Here is a 15,854-nt window from a genome sequence, read left to right as displayed (position 1 = left end):
TAGTTCCCGCATGAGGAGATGGGTGTGAGGCCTGTAGGTGGAGCAGCTTGCTCCACCAATCGAAGCAACCGAAGCAACAACAAACGTTTGGGCCAAAGAGCGGAGCCGATCGCTAAGCAGGCCGTGTGTCGACGAAGTCGCAAAGCCCATAGTTCCCGCATGAGGAGATGGGTGTGAGGCCTGTAGGTGGAGCAGCTTGCTCCACCAATCGAAGCAACCCAAGCAACAACAAACGTTTGGGCCAAAGAGCGGAGCCCGGAATCGCCCTCGCGACCCCAATCCGAAGTCGCAAAGCCCATAGTTCCCGCATGAGGAGATGGGTGTGAGGCCTGTAGGTGGAGCAGCTTGCTCCACCAATCGAAGCAACCCAAGCAACAACAATCGTTTGGGCCAAAGAGCGGAGCCGATCGCAAAGCTGGCCGTGCGTCAACGAAGTCGCAAAGTCCATAGTTCCCGCATCAGAAGATGGGTGTGAGGCCCGTAGGTTGGGCTGCCAGCCCGACCAATCGAAGCCGACAAACCTCAAACGCAGAGAACCCCTAAGAGCGAAGCCCCAGCGTCCACAAATATCTCTTTCGCCGAAGTACCATCGCTCGGCAGCGTGCCCGTAACCCGAGAAATACCTGGTGCCTGTCGGAAGAGGCTGCATCTGGCCGACCGAAATAGATGCACCGGACCAACGGCCTTACGACTTCCGACGCTTCGCGTCGTGGTCGAACGCTTTGAGCAGCTTGCGGCCACGGGACCGCATCGCCGGCGTGCCCGACTCGGTCAGGTGCCGAATCGTTCGCGTCACTTCGGGGGCCAGGTCGGGATCCAACCGGGACAAATCAAAAAGCGCCTGCATGGTGAAGGTGCGCACGATGCTGCTCTTGTCGTCTAGGAAGCCGCGCAATTCGTTGTAACAGGTCCGGATTTCGGACGGCTCCAATTCGAAACGCGTCAGGATCTGGCAGGCATGGGAGCGCACTTCCCATTGCGCGATGGGAAGGACCCGTTCCAGGTAGACCTGTTTGTGGGGCTGGAGCCATTCGGGATGCTCGCGGGTGATCCGTTCCACCGCGTTTGCCGCGCGGGAGCGCACGATCGCGTCGTCGCACGTGATCAGGGCGAAGAGTTCCTTGAACAACACGGGTTGGCCAAGCACCAGGTCGACGGCGGCCTCCACTTCGCCGATCGATTTCCGGTCGCCTCCCGACAATTGCGCTCTCAACATGGCGTACCTCGGGTTGGTGAGCTGGATTCGGTGGATCTGGAAAGTGCCCATCCAGAAACGGGCGTCTTTGAAAGGGTACCTCCGATTCTGCCGGGTTTCCAATGCAAGCCGCTGCCGGCAGTCCGTGGCTTTTTGATTCGGTAGCCTGCCGCCATGCTGGATTTGCGTGGTGCAACGGCCACAAAAGGCGTGCGAAAGAGGGATCCGTGCCACAGCGGCGCGACACGAATCCCATCCATTTACCTTGTTTTGAAGGTCCGTTCGGGTAGGTCTCCGGATTGGATTTGTATGTGATTCTCGGTGTTGCGCGCACTGTAGGCGCTACTGACGACACCGTCTTTTCCGAGCATCAAATAGCCGTCGAGGTCCGCCGTCAGGCTGGTGAGCGACAGGTCGTCCGCGGTCGCACAGCCCAGGATGAACATGGAGCTGCGCTGCGACCCGAAGGTTCGGAGCACCGTGTCATCTGCGGGGTTCACGAAAAGGATGTTCGAGGGATCGTCGGCGTCCGTGACCACCACCTCCTGGTAATCTTCGTGGAAACCCAGCAACCATGTTTGTTGGTTTCGGGAGGGCAGAGGCGGAAATGTCAGGGGCCACTCGGTGCCGTCGGCCCGGCTGCGTTAGAATTCTCGGCTTTGGCGGACGAGCAAATATCGATACACAGAGGGGCAAAAGACGCCGCACGGCAGCGGATGGTGCCCCCGCAGAATCAGCCGGTGAAGCGGATTTCATGAAGAGTTGGGCATCCCCGTGGCCCCACCCTTCCGAGAAAAACTCCAGGGGCTTGGATGGCGGTATCCCGCACTGGTTTTTCCCTGCCGACTGGCTCGCCGCGAAACCGTATTCTCCGTGAAATCGGCTGTATCAAATGGATTCGGGCTGTTGTACCATAACCAACCATTATGGAAATGCACCAAGTCAAATACTTCCTCGCCGTCTGCGAACACCGTAACTTCACCCAGGCGGCCCATGCCGCCAATGTCTCTCAACCGGCATTGACGGCGGCCATAAAAAAACTGGAGGACGAACTCGGTGGAGCCGTCTTCCTGCGAGACCGTTCGGGATGCGCCCTGACGCCGCTTGGCGAACTGGTGCGCCCGCGCTTCCAGCGCATCCAAGATGAAGCTGTGGCGACGCTGGGGGACGCGGTCCGCCATGTTCGGCTCGACAGGATTCCAATCAGGATCGGCCTTTTCGAAACGGTCGGCGGCAACCTTCTTTCCAGCAGAATTGCGCAATATCAGACGTCAAATCCCTCCATCGAAATTGAAATCATTTACCGGCGCGCCGATGACGCGCTGGAAGAGCTGAGGGATGGTTTGCTGGACGTGGTGATTGCGCCCGATCATGGGTTCTCGCCCGATATTTACTGCACCGACAAATTGTTGAGCGAGACGTACCAGGTTGTTTTCGCCAAAGGACATCGATTCGAAACATTGGATTCGGTCCCCCTGAAAGAGATGTCGAAAGAGACCTATCTTGATCGGCCAAACTGCGAGATGCGCGAAGAATTGCTATCCCTTTGCAAGGAATCCGGCATCGAAATTTATGCTTCTTATCGCAGTAATCGGGAGAATTGGTTGTTGCTCCTTGCAGCCGAAGGCGTCGGGGTTGCCATCCTGCCGAAGAGCTGTGTGCCGGACCATATGCCGGGTATCTCATCACGGCCGCTCACATCTCCCCATGTAAGCCGAGATCTCGTCGCTTTGCGTTACCTCAAGCAGCCGGCGCGATCGGAATTGCAAGCCTTGGTGCAAGCCCTCACCCAAACAGAACGACACCAAGACCCAGCTTGAAAAAGAAAATGCCCACCTATGAAAAGGCAGGCATTGTGAGTGAAGAATTTAGCCGATGTTACTTGATCGCCAGAATGTCATAGTTGTTGACGTTTGCGACCACACCTTTCTCCCAACCGCCCTCCACCAGAGCGGAAGCCTTTTGATTGAGTAGTCCGGCGACCTTTCCGGCAAAGTGTGCTTCCCGGCCCGCTTCACCCGCGAAAATGTCAAAGATGGCAAAATGCTCCCCGTCAATTTGGAGAGCTACCCAAAACAAGGTACCAGGCTCCGTATCGGCGACGATGGAACCTGCTGCCGACAGTAAGGCTGCCAGGTTTTCGCCCTGTCCGGGGGCCGCTTTGAGCTTGATATAGGTTGCGGTGGTGGCGCTGTAGAGATCAGCGGGGGGTTTTGCCGACAATACGGAGGAGTTATGGATGTTGGCGACCACGCCGTCATCCCAGCCCCCCGCGACCAAGGTGTTCGCATTTTTATTCAACGCGCCTGCAACAGCCCCGGAAAAGTGGGCATTTCGCGCCTTTTCATCTACAAAAATGTCAAAGATAGCCAGTTTGTTTTCAGGTGCTTGCAAGGCAAACCAAAGCTTGGTGCCAGGTTCGGTTTGTTTGACCAAGGGTGCTGCATCTGAAAGAAATCCTGCAAATTTTTCTGTCTGGCCTTCGGCGGCTTTCATTTCGATATAGCTTGCTTTGTAGTTTTTCATGACTTGCTCCTGTGCCCATACGATTGTCGTTAGTGTGGTTAGCGTGAGAATGCCGACGGTTTTCAGCAGTTGGTTTTTAATTTCGGCCTCCTTCCGTGTTCGGGTTTTCCTTGCCTTGACTGGCCCATCATCAGATGGCTCCTTGCGGTGAAACAGTTATCTCATTTTCGACTGAACACCTCTAATTCCATGTATTTATGGTTCCATAAGAAAAGATTATGGATCTCCGGCCCGACGCCGGCCGGAAAGGCTGGCACCTCGAAGAAAACACCTGAAACGCATTCACACCTAGAGGTTGCGTGTCTTGAAGCTGAGCAAAAACGGGTGGTCGAAGAACGAAATATATGAATGTGGTGAAAACCCACAGTCACCGTTGATTGGGATGGAAAACTCCCATTGCGGTCCGTGTCTGGCCTGGCTTCGGAGGGAGCCACCCCCATGGCGCGAACCCCTCTGACGACCCACGCCTTCCACTGCGTTCCCTGGCCTCGCGTTACCTGCTATGATGACAGGCAAACGCCCCAAAGATATGGAATGAGGCTGTCAAGGAAGGCTCTATGAGCAATTGGCGCTTTGATTTGGAAAGCGCGGAACTGCTTTGCTTCGACGGTGCCAACCGCCTGCGTGCGCGGGTGGCCCTCGACGAGGTGGATCCGAGCGCTTTTTTTGCCGAGGTTCGCGGCGAATCCGCGAAACACGTGACCGACGACCAAGCGCTCGGCCGCAAACTCTTTCAGTGGTTGATCGGCCTCGAGGACCACGGTGTCCCCGTTCGCGAGGCCCTCGGCGAAGGGGTCATCCTGCGGGTGGACATCGATTGCCCGCTTTCGGATGCGCCCTGGGAATTGATGCACGACGGTCAGGAGTATTCGAGTGGTCGGCTGGCTCCGCTGTTTCTCCCGCTGCGGCGTGCGATCAAGGGTGCCCACACCCTGCCGGACCCCGTCAATCGACCGCCCCGGTTGCTGATGCTCACCTTCCCCGCCAATCCGCCGGAAACCCAACGCGGGGTCCCCGAGGATGAACCCGAGGAAGATCCCGCCCTTCAGGAGGAGGAGGGTCTGGTCCTGGAGGCCCTGGCCGGCGTCCCCTTGGAGCTGCAGGTGGAAGACAGCGGCTGTTTGGCGATCTTGAACGAGAACCTCGGCGAACTGGACTCCGACTATTTCGAGCTGATCCACATCCGTGGTCGGGTCATCTATCACGAGGGCAAGGCCTGCCTGCTCACGGAAGATCCCCAGGGGCTGCGTCAATATTCCCACGACTCGCGCATCGCCCTGGCGCTCTCACCGGATTTTCCCCGGCTCTTTTTTATTTGTGGCCTGGCCACCGGCGACGATTCCGAGCGGGACGCGTTGCTCTCCTTGGCCCACGACATGGTCAAGCAGGGCGTACCCGCCATCCTGACCTGGTGGCGTCCTCCCGGCGATCACGGCATGCGCACCGCCTGTGCCGAACTCTATCGATCCTTGGCCGAAGGCCACTCGGTGGCCGAAGCCGTGGCCGCCACCCGCGCGGTTCTGGCCGCCACCGGCGTGCCGGGTTGGCACGACTTGCACCTGTTGACCGACGACACACCCATGGCACCGATCGTGACCCCGACCCATACCGCCAATCGACTGGTGTTCCAACCGCTGCAAATGCCCCATCGCTTCGCACCCGCGGGAAGCAAGGCGCCGATTAGCTCGGCCGGTGCATTCGTGGGCCGGCGCTGTCTCATTCAAAAGGTGCTGCACCTGTTTCGAACCATTCCGGGCATGCCGGGGTACCACGAATGCGTGGTGCTCCACGGCCCCCAGGGCGCCGGCAAGAGCAGCCTGGCCGCCCGGATCCGCGAGCGCATGTACCAGTTCCGCGAGATCGTGTTGGTCGGACCACTCAGCGAAGCCGCGCTGATTCAGGGTCTCAACGACGCGCTCAATCACCCGCGCGCCGCGGAGATCATGGATGCGGTGAACCGCTCCATGTACGATCGTTTCGAGATGCTGCTGGTCCAGGTCATGGAGCTGGAACCCTTCGTGGTGACGTTCGAAGACTTCGAGCAGAACGCCCGTCGCGACGAGCACGGCATGCCGTTGCTGGACGACGATGGCTACCTGATCTTGGAAGACGAACCGGCGACCCTGTTCACACGCCTTTTGGAGGCAATCAACACGACTGTCACCGAGACCCGTGTTTTGGTGACCAGCACCCATCCGGTTCGGGTCTCCTATGAAAATGCCGCCATCGGCCAAATCTCGATCGCCGCTCTCAACTCCGCCGACGTATTGAAGAAGTTGCGACAGCTCCCCTGGTTGGGTTCGCGGCGCCATCCGCTGGCCACGCGGGCTCGCAAGGCTCTCGTCCTGTGTGAGGGACTTCCGGGGCTGCTGGAGGCCGTGGACGGGCTCTTGAAACTTCTGGCCACGCCCGGGTCGGCCGAATTCACGTTCGAAGAAGCGCACACCCGGCTGACAGCCGTTCCCCTCTGGCGGCGGCGCCTCGCGCTCTTCCGGTTCCTGTTGGAACAGGTCGACGGCGAGGGCCTGCGCCTACTGGGTTTCCTTTCCCTGATGCGCATTCCTGTGTCGCTCGGCACCGTCAAGGCATTGGCGGGTGGCGCCCTGGTGGATGCTCGGTTGAACCGGGCCATCGAATTGGGCCTGGTGGTCCTCGCTTCCGGTGAAATGGGTTCCTTCGATCGTTACTACCTGCCCGACGAAGTGGCCGAATTGCTGCCCGAGACCCTGCCCGAAACGGAACGCAACCAGGCCCTGGCGCGGGCAGCGAGCGACCTGTTCAAGGAAAGCTGGGACATTTGCAACGCGAGGCAATTGGCCCAGGCGCGTGAGGCTTACCGCCTCGCGCTGGCCGCCAACGTGCCGGATCTGGCCCGTGATGCAGGCCTTTCCCTGGCCGAAGCCCTGATTTCGCGTTCCCGGTTGCGCGAGGCCACGGCCATCTGCCAGTTGATTCTGGATGCCTTCGGCGAGGAGCGGCGCCTGCTGCGAACCCTCGCCCGTGCCGAGTTGGCGCTGGGTGATGCCGATGCGGCGGCCCACCACTTGCGCCGCGCCCGCGAGCGGGTCACCGAAGACCCGCGGCCGGGTGACCCGGTTGCCCAAAACCTGGGTGACGGATCCGCAAGAACGACTGCGACCGTGGATGCGGAAGAGGACCAGGCGCTTTCCTACCTGGAGGAATCGCTTGCCGAGCACGAGGGCGATTCGCGCGGCGAGACGGCCTCCCACTATTCGCTTGGGTTGATCCTGTCCAATCAGGGTCGCGACAAGGAAGCGGGCGATCACCTGCGCGAAGCCCTGAACCGCGCCGAAGCGCTGAACGACCGCTCCTGCCAGGCCGCGGTACACCACGAATTGGGTCTGCTCGCCATGAAAGCGGAAAATTACCGGGAGGCGCTTTCCTGTTTTCAGCGATCGCTGGACACGCGGCTACCGGAAGGCGACGGCAAGGGCCGCTCCGCGACCTTGCTGGCCATGGCCGGCGTCTACACCGAGTTGGATGAGCCGTCCGAGGCCGAACGATGCCTTGGCGAGGCGCTGACCCTCAGCCACGAGGCCGGTGACCTGGTGGGTGAGGCCAGCGCACTGCACACGCGAGCCGCGATCCTCGCCGAACGAAAGGAAGATGCCGCGGCCCTGGATCATTTCAAGCGGGCCGCCGCCATTTTCAAACAACTGGGCGACATGCGCCGGCACGCCGTCGCCTTGGCCGACGCGGCCTGGACCCTGGGCCTGCTCGGCGGGGAAAACGATGCCGAGGGCCTCTTTCTGCGGGCCGTGTGGACCTTGGCCGAGGAGCGCGCCTGGCCCGAGCTGTCGCGCGTGCTCTACTATCTCGGCAATACCTCCGATCCCATGTCCGATTACTATCTCGCCCAGTCGTTCTGGCTCAGCATGCGCATTCAGGTGCCGCTCAAGGACTTCGTCCTCCAGGGTTATTCCCTGATGGATCGCTTCGGCCCCGACAGCGAGGTCTCGCGCCAGCTCTGCTCGGCCATTCCCCTCATGATCCTGTTCCGCTCCGAGGAGCATCCCAGCCATCGCGAACTGTTGAACGAGGCCGGCCTGCGCATCCTGAATTTTGTCGGGGCGGAAAACCTCACCCCCGATGCCTTCACCCTCTGGATCGCCGGCCATGGCCTGGAAAACCCCAATCAGGTATTCGAGAGCTTGAACCGCGCGCTGGAGTCGGTCGTGCCCGAAGAGGCCTGGGTATTCGATCGTGCCTACTTCCGCGACTTCCTGTGGCCGGAGATTTCGGCGCAAGGGCCCGGTTAGGCCGCGAGGTGAACGTCATTTCCACTCGGGAACCCCATTTCGACTACCAGGCCTATTACTGCGAGGAGAACGTCTGGCAGCTTTGCCGCCATCCGCTGCTGGTCGATCGACGGCGATTCGCCGTGTTCATCTCCAATCCGGAGAAGACCGTGGCGATGTGGCACATGCGGGCCGGTACCGATCCGGGAGAAGCGGTGGTTTGGGATTACCACGTCGTGTTGGTCACTGCCGGCGAGAAGGTGCTCCTGTGGGATCTGGACTCGTTGTTGGGATGCCCCGTGGCACCGGACCTCTACCTGAACGGGAGCTTTTCGACTCGGATCAAGAAGCGCTACCAACCGATGTTTCGCGTCGTGCCCGCGCCCGTCTTTCTGGATACCTTCCGCTCCGACCGCAGCCACATGCTGGGCCAGGAAGGGGATTGGCATGCACCGCCGCCACCCTGGCCGCCGATTGGCACGGGCGAGGAAAACAACCTGCAGGCGTTCATCGACATGACCGTCGATTTCCACGGTGACGTGTTCGATTTGGCGGCGTTTGGAGCCTGGCTGGCAAATCCCTGAGCGATGCTTTCGCGGCTGGAACCTCGTCGCGCGGATCGGTCTGCAGGATTCAATCAGGGTATGCCTGCATGTCGGAAGCTTGGAACGGCCGAGTCGTCTCGATTCGTTTCGCGCCACAAAGCCCACCCAATTCACGCTATCTGGACTCTCGAGCGGTGGTGACTTCTACAAAGTGCACGAGTCTGCTTCGTAGGGTGGACTCGAACCCGTGCGGAGGATCCTTGCGCCGGAATTCGTCCTGATCTGAATGGTCTTGGATTGTCTTTGGCGATCATTTTTATTCTTAACACGGAATGGTTAGTTTTTTTGAATTGTCTGTGATTTTTCATACGTGTTGACTTTTTCATGAGTGCTTCTTATCTTGAAAATATTCCCCCTGAAAAAATGAGTCCCTTTGAAGTTTTCGAGAATAGGAGTCGTCTCATGAACCAACGTCGCGAACGCGCGGGCTCGCGGCCTCCGCTCGAGCCCAACTTGAACGACCTTCCCGACCTGGCTCCCATCGATTGGTCCTCCATCGGCGCCACGGCGCCCAAACTCGTGGATACACCCGTCAATGACCTCACGCCGGCCGATGTGGTCATCATCACCTGGACTTCCGCCGAATGGGCGGCCATGAACCACGTCTTCACCGCGAGCGATCAATCCCTCGACCCCTACCACTATACCGACGACTGGCCGGGCTGGCAGCGCTACACCCGCGATATGCCGGACCTCGAGGGCTGGTACGAGTGGGGCTCCTATCGCCTGGTGGAGATGAACGGCGAAAAGGTCATGCTGTTCAAGTCCAACACCCACCTTGATTGGCCCGATGACGGCAAACAGTTGGCGCCCTTGGTGGCGCGCATCGTCAAATACGTCAAACCACGCTTGGTCCTGTCTATCGGGACCGCCGGCGGGGCGCGGATCACGGACCCCCTCGGCACGGTCAACGTGGTCAACGCGGGAACGCTTTACGACAGTCGGGAATCGGCGGATGCCTGGCCCACCTACCGCAGCAGGTGGGAACCCTGCTGGCAGGCGGTGGAGCGGGTCAAGGCCTTGACCCAGCCGATTCCGGTCAACCAAAAGGACTTGCAGTCGCTCGCCAACCAATTCAACGCCTATTACGAGACCCTGTACTCACTCGATGAATTGAACCCGGACAATCTCAACCTGCCCGAGGGCAAACCGGCGTTGAACAACCTTGCCGTTTCGGGTATCCCCCTGCTCACCACCTCCACCTTCGTGGTGGGTACCACGGATGGCAAGTACAACGATTTCGCCTGCATCGAAATGGACGACGCCGTGATCTTCAAGACCATCGTGGACAGCGGCGAGGACATTTTGTTCGGCTCGGCCCGCAACCTTTCCGACCCGGTACAGAACGCGTCCCTGCCGGCATGGGTCCAGAGCTCGTGGGGCAGCCTGATCTACAAGGCCTACGGGCTGTACACCAGTTTCGGCGGCGCCCTGACGGCCTGGGCCACGGTGAATGGTTTCTTGAATCCGCGGTGACGAACGCCCGGGGTTGGATCGCGGTGTGGTCCGGCCCCATCGGTTTTCCGGTTTCGGGGCCGGTGCCGGTCGGACGTCCGCCATGGGTGGCGTGTGCCGGCGATGCCGAGTGGGGGCGAACACACCGCACAACATATCGACGAGACGGAGTACAGGCGATGACGGAACCTCGCAAGTTCATTATCGATACGGATGTGGATATCGACGATTGGATGGCCATGCTCTTCATGCTCAATCATCCGGGCATCGAAGTCGCAGGCATCACCGTGGTCGGCACGGGCGCGGCCCATATTCGGCCAGGAACGCGCAATGCCTTGGATTTGCTGATGCTGGTAGATAAACCCGACATTCCGGTTGCAGTCGGGCTCGACAAACCGATGGCCTACGACCACGCGTTTCCGGCTTCCATTCGCGAACCCGTCGATCGCCTTTTCGGGCTGACCCTGCCCGAAAACCCCAATGAACCGCTGCCTTGCGCTCTCGATTTCCTCACGGAACAACTGGAAAACGACAAGGACAAGGTGAACATCCTGGCGATCGGGCCGCTGACCAACCTGGGCACGCTGTTTCGGCAGAGACCCGAACTGGCCCAGCGGGTCGAGCGGATCTACATGATGGGTGGCACGGTCGATGCGCCAGGCAACGTGCACGACGCCGATCCCTCGATTCCCAATACCACTGCCGAGTGGAACATCTACATCGACCCCGTCGCGGCCGAAATCGTGTTCCGGTCGGGCGCACCGATCACCATGGTGCCCTTGGACGCCTCGTTGCACGTGCCGGTCACCAAGGATTTCTACTTCCGGTTGCTGCAAAACCACGATACCGATTCCGCCACCTTCGTGTTTCAGGCCTTGACCAAGGACATGGACTTCCTGTTGAGCGGTGCCTTTTACTTCTGGGACCCGTTGGCGGCCGCGTTGGCCACGGAACCGGCCATGGGCCGGCCCCGCCAGTGTCGCCTGAAGGTCGTGACGGAAAACAACGATGACTCGGGCCAATTGTTGGTGGACGAATCGGGTGACCCGATCACCGTGTACTTCGACGCGGAAGCTCCGGCCTATTACGACCTGTTCCTCAACACCCTCAATCGCAAGCCCAGTTTCAAGGACTCGGTGACCTTCATGCTCAACAGGGAACAGGTCACCATCCAGGAGCCCTCGCCGAATCTTCTGCTCGTGGACTACCTGCACCAACCGGAAGTGGGCTGTACCGGCACCAAGCTGGTGTGTGGCGAAGGGGGCTGCGGCGCCTGTACCGTGATGCTGACGCGGTGGAACGCCGATCTGGGCAAACTGGAAAAACTGGCCGTCAACGCCTGTCTGCGTCCGGTGTGTAGCCTGGACGGCATGGTGGTGACGACCACCGAGGGCATCGGCAACGTGCGTCGAACCTTGGATGAAGTGCAGTATGCGATTGCCGCCAACAACGGCTCGCAATGCGGTTACTGCACACCCGGATTCGTGATGAACATGTTTACCTTGCTGCAGAACCGACGAGGTGAGCTGACCGAGAAGGAGATCGAAGACAACTTCGACGGCAATATCTGTCGGTGCACCGGATTCCGGCCGATCCTCGCCGGGTTCAAGAAATTCGCCTGCGACTACAAACCTCCGGTCCCCGACGCCGAGATCTGCATCGACCCAAACTACGAGGCACCGGTGGCACCGTTCAGGCCTTTCGATCCCCCGCCCGAATTCGTCGACTACATGAAACATCCGCAGCCACTGCAGATCGCCGCCGACGGCATGCAGTACTTCCGGCCGATCGACCTGGATTCGGTCTACGAAATCAAACGCAAGAACGCCGGTTCACCCGCCAAGCTGAAACTGATGGTGGGCAACACGTCCATCGGTATCTTCTACCGCCGTCCGAATTACCGGGAGAAGGGGCTCAACCAGGAGATCCAGATCGATCTTTCGGCCGTCCCCGAGCTCGGTCGCACCCAAGTCGGTGCCGAGGAGATCGTCATCGGTGGCGCGGTCACCCTGTCCCGGGTCATTGCGCTCCTGAAAGAAGTCATCGCCACCAAACCCGCCGAAAGGACGCGGGGGCTGGCGGCCTTTCTGGAACATTTGCAGGTGGTGGCCAACCTTCAGGTCCGCAACGAGGCCAGCATTGCGGGCAACCTGTTCATCGCCATCAACTTCGGGTTCCTGTCCGACGTGATCGTCGTGTTGGGCGCCTTGGGTGCGCGAATCACCGTCGGCTCCAAAATGAAAGGTGACGCGGTCTACGATGTGCTGGCCCTGCCCAGGGCCGAGTCCTTGCCCGCCGATTCGCTGATCACCGAGATACGCGTGCCCCTGACCAAGGCCAACGAGTACGTGACCAGTTACAAGGTTCGCCGGCGCAACGAAGACTGCCACGCCATCGTCAATGCCGCGTTCCGGGTCGCCCTGAACCAACATCTGCAAATCGACGATATCCACCTGGTCTACAACGGCGTGGCGGCCTCCTACGATCCCGCCGTCAACGCATACGGGCAACCGGGTTTCCACCCGATCAGCGCCGACAAGACGGCCGCGTCGTTGCGCGGCGAACCCTGGAACCAGGACACCCTCCAGGCCGCACTGGCCGCCATCGGCCACGAAATGCAGGCCTATGCGCCGCCCGACAACGCCGAGGGCGTGCCCTACCGCATCGACGACACCGCCTGGAGTTATCGCAAGTCGCTCACCCAGACCCTGTTCTTCAAGTTCTTCGTGCACGTCGCCAATCGCGTCTGTCCCGACAGCGTGGCGGCCGCCGTTCGCGGCGCGGGCGAGACCTACCGGCGCCCCGTTTCCCAGGGTCACCAGATCTACAATTCCTACCCCGACGAGCTGCCCGTATCCGAACCGGTGGTCAAGCTCTCGGCCTTTATGCAGGCCTCCGGCGAGGCCCGCTACAGCCACGACATGGAGCGACCGCCCCACACGTTGGAAGCGGCCTTCGTGTACAGCTTGATCGCCCGTGGGATCTTCCGCTATGTCCTGCCCATCAACACCGCCCACGGCAACAAGGGCGAGACGGTGACGGTGGCGCAACTCACGTCCTTCCTGCGGGATTGGTATCCGGGTTTCGTCGATTACGTGGGTTATGGCGACGTGCCCGTCAAGGACGCCAACTGGATCGGCATGGGGGCCGACGATCCCATTTTCGTGCCGGTCGAGGGCGATGAGGTGCCCCGTTCCGTGGCCGCCGACGCCAACGCCAACTTTCACCCGGCCGAAATCACCTGCATCGGTGCGCCACTGGGCCTGGTGGTCGCCGATACCCAGGAAACGGCGCGCGAGGTGGCCGCCTATGTCCGCAATCAGTGCATCGTGTTCGAGGCCACCGACAAACCCCTGTTCGACATCGAGCAGGCCCTCGCCGCCGACCGTCTGTTCCCCGACGACCCGCCCCAGGCGCCGAGCACCAACCACATCGGTGAAATCACCCGGCCAGGCAGCAGCGACGACTGGTTGAAAGACCCCGGTCGCCCGCTGGTGATCGACGGCAAAGCGTACCAGGTGCTTCACGGCATTCAGGAAAACGGCTTTCAGAACCACTTCTACCTGGAGACCATGGCGACGCTGGGCGTGCCCAACGAGAACAAGGGCGTGACCCTCTACACCTCCACCCAGACGCTGGCCGACAATCAGAGTGCGGCGGCCAACGCACTGGGCGTTTCGGCCAACGACGTGCGCGTCGTGCTGCGGCGCGACGGCGGCGCATTCGGCGGCAAGCAGACGCGCTCCTCGTTCAACAGCACGGCCGTGGCGGTGGCCGCCAACAAACTCAACCGACCCGTGCGCCTGGTCCTGGATCGCCACACCAACTTCATCATGTGCGGCGACCGGCACCCGGTTCACGGCAGGTACCACGTGGCCTACGACGAGGAAGGCCACATCGGCGGGCTGCGCATCGACATGGTGTCCGACGGTGGCAACACCTACGACGTCTCCTTTCCCGTCATCGACCTGGCCCAACTGCTGGGCGACAACTGCTATCGCATTCCCACCTTCCGCAATACCGGCCAGGTGGCCCAGACCAACAACATCAGCAATACCGCCTTCCGCTCCTTCGGTACCGTCCAGACCATCAACATCCTGGAAGAGGCCATCGAGCACGTGGCGCACGTGTTGGGCAAGACCCCCGAGGAGGTTCGCGAGAAGAACCTCTACAAAACCGGGCGCGATCGCTGGACCTCGTTCCGCATTACCGACCAAACCCTCGCCATCATGGCCTACTACGATTTCGGGAAAAAGGTGCTGAACCACCTGGCCTCCCTGGAAGGACGGTGCTTCGAGGATCGCGCGGCGTTCCGAGCCGCGGTCGACGATCCGAGCGGTACTTTTTCTTCGCCCGAAGGGGACGCCAACTTCCTGCTGCTCTGCGAGTTCGCCAACACCGACTATGACTTTACGCCTTACCTGCAAGGGCTCAAATACTGCAATATCAGGCAGGTATGGGATCACCTCAAGGAGCCCGAGCAGGTCGAGGGAGCCCATCGACCGGGCCTGGCCGAGCTCCGCGAAGAGGTGCGCGCCTTCAACGCCACCAATCGTTGGCGCAAGCGCGGCCTGTCGATGATCCCGCTCAAATACGGCGTGTCCTACACCGGCCCGCGCGGCACGCTGAACCAGGGCGGTGCCTACATCATCGCCTACGCCGACGACGGCTCGGTTCTGGTGCAACACGGCGGCGTCGAGTCCGGCCAGGGCATCCAAACCAAAATGGCGCAAATCGCCGCCGAGGCGCTGGACATCCCGCTGACCAAGATCCGGATGGGCGATACCGACACCAACGTCATTGCCGATGCCAGCCCGACCGCCGCATCCACCGGTTCCGACCTCAACGGGGGGGCCGTGCGTGCCGCCTGCCTGGCACTGCGGGCGCGCCTGGAGCGGTTCTGCGAGGACCTGGAAGAGTATTCCGTCTATTACCTGGACTACAAGGGCAACGCCGCCGAAGCCGACAAACTGGATCGGCGCGCCGTGGACCTGGTGACGCGTAACTGGCGCAGTCACTGGCCCGAGGTCTGGGACACCGTCGTGTCGCTCGCCTATACCGCCCGCATCAACCTCGCCCAGAGCTTCCGCTACAAAACGCCCCATTATTCCGTGGTCGACGATGCGCATCCCTACGGCACGCCCTTTTTCTATTTCACCTATTCCGCCGCCATCGCCGTGGTCGAAGTGGACATCCTCACGGGCCAGTTCGACCTGCTGCGCACCGACATCCTCTACGACACCGGCAAGAGCCTCAACCCGCTGATCGATGTCGGCCAGGTGGAAGGCGGTTTCGTGCAGGGGGTCGGGTATTTGACGACGGAGGAAATGCTCTACCAGCGTGCCGACGAAGTGCCGCGGGGCGGGTTCCCCGAGGGTGCCATGACCACCGTCGGCACCTGGGATTACAAACCGCCGGGATCCAAGACGATCCCCGTGGATTTCTGGGTGCAACTGGTGGACAACCGCGGACGGCAACTGCACCATCGCGGGCCTCGTTTGGATGCGGCGGCGGTCAAGTCGTCCAAGGGCATCGGCGAGCCGCCCCTGGTGCTGGCCAACACCGTGTTCTTCGCGCTCAAGCAGGCGGTTGCCGCCGCGCGGGCGGATGCCGGTGAAGCATCCTGGTTCCCGTTGCGGGCGCCGGCTTCCACGGCGCGCATTCAAGAGGCCGCCGGCATCGCGCCGGACCAGTTGAACCTGAAATGACCCAGGGCGGCCCATGTCGTGACGCGAAGTCTCGGCTCCCTGTGGGCGTTGGGGCTCGCGGTGTTCCCCGAGCGCGGGCCTACCCCGAATCGTGCGTACGCTTTTT

8 protein-coding genes are annotated in these 15,854 nt (G+C 61.0%); 5 read left to right on the top strand and 3 right to left on the bottom strand.

Annotation, left to right across the window (positions count from 1 at the left end; all coding sequences use genetic code 11):
• Positions 1-685 precede the first annotated feature (685 nt).
• Positions 686-1,216 carry a hypothetical protein gene (locus J3U87_RS00210; RefSeq protein ID WP_237380978.1) on the bottom strand — a complete coding sequence of 177 codons (531 nt, stop codon included), beginning with the start codon at positions 1,214-1,216 and terminating at the stop codon, positions 686-688.
• A 239-nt stretch (positions 1,217-1,455) separates the two neighbouring features.
• Complete coding sequence (locus J3U87_RS00205; protein ID WP_237380977.1) at positions 1,456-1,767, bottom strand: hypothetical protein; 312 nt, start codon at positions 1,765-1,767, stop codon at positions 1,456-1,458.
• A 360-nt stretch (positions 1,768-2,127) separates the two neighbouring features.
• Between J3U87_RS00205 and J3U87_RS00200 the strand changes: the two genes are divergently transcribed.
• Positions 2,128-3,015: a LysR family transcriptional regulator gene (locus J3U87_RS00200; RefSeq protein ID WP_237380976.1), complete on the top strand. Its 888-nt coding sequence runs from the start codon at positions 2,128-2,130 to the stop codon at positions 3,013-3,015.
• A gap of 58 nt (positions 3,016-3,073) precedes the next feature.
• On the opposite strand, the gene J3U87_RS00195 is transcribed toward J3U87_RS00200, so the two are convergent.
• The gene (locus tag J3U87_RS00195) at positions 3,074-3,721 is read right to left on the bottom strand and encodes a hypothetical protein (RefSeq protein ID WP_237380969.1); all 648 of its coding nucleotides are present in this window, start codon (positions 3,719-3,721) and stop codon (positions 3,074-3,076) included.
• A gap of 557 nt (positions 3,722-4,278) precedes the next feature.
• Here J3U87_RS00195 and J3U87_RS00190 point away from each other — a divergent pair.
• From J3U87_RS00190 to J3U87_RS00175, 4 genes are all read left to right on the top strand, one after another.
• Positions 4,279-8,001, top strand: coding sequence for a tetratricopeptide repeat protein (locus tag J3U87_RS00190; RefSeq protein ID WP_237380960.1), 3,723 nt, complete (start codon positions 4,279-4,281; stop codon positions 7,999-8,001).
• An 8-nt stretch (positions 8,002-8,009) separates the two neighbouring features.
• On the top strand, positions 8,010-8,564 hold the full coding sequence (locus J3U87_RS00185) for a protein N-terminal glutamine amidohydrolase (RefSeq protein WP_237380959.1): 555 nt from the start codon (positions 8,010-8,012) through the stop codon (positions 8,562-8,564).
• Positions 8,565-8,987: 423 nt separating this feature from the next.
• Entirely contained in the window at positions 8,988-10,061 is a 1,074-nt protein-coding gene (locus J3U87_RS00180) for a hypothetical protein (RefSeq protein ID WP_237380957.1), read from the top strand.
• A 158-nt stretch (positions 10,062-10,219) separates the two neighbouring features.
• Complete coding sequence (locus J3U87_RS00175; RefSeq protein ID WP_237380955.1) at positions 10,220-15,748, top strand: molybdopterin cofactor-binding domain-containing protein; 5,529 nt, start codon at positions 10,220-10,222, stop codon at positions 15,746-15,748.
• Positions 15,749-15,854 lie beyond the last annotated feature (106 nt).

Source organism: Sulfidibacter corallicola (genome assembly GCF_017498545.1).
Lineage (GTDB): Bacteria > Acidobacteriota > Holophagae > Acanthopleuribacterales > Acanthopleuribacteraceae > Sulfidibacter > Sulfidibacter corallicola.
This window is presented reverse-complemented; position numbering and strand designations above follow the sequence as displayed.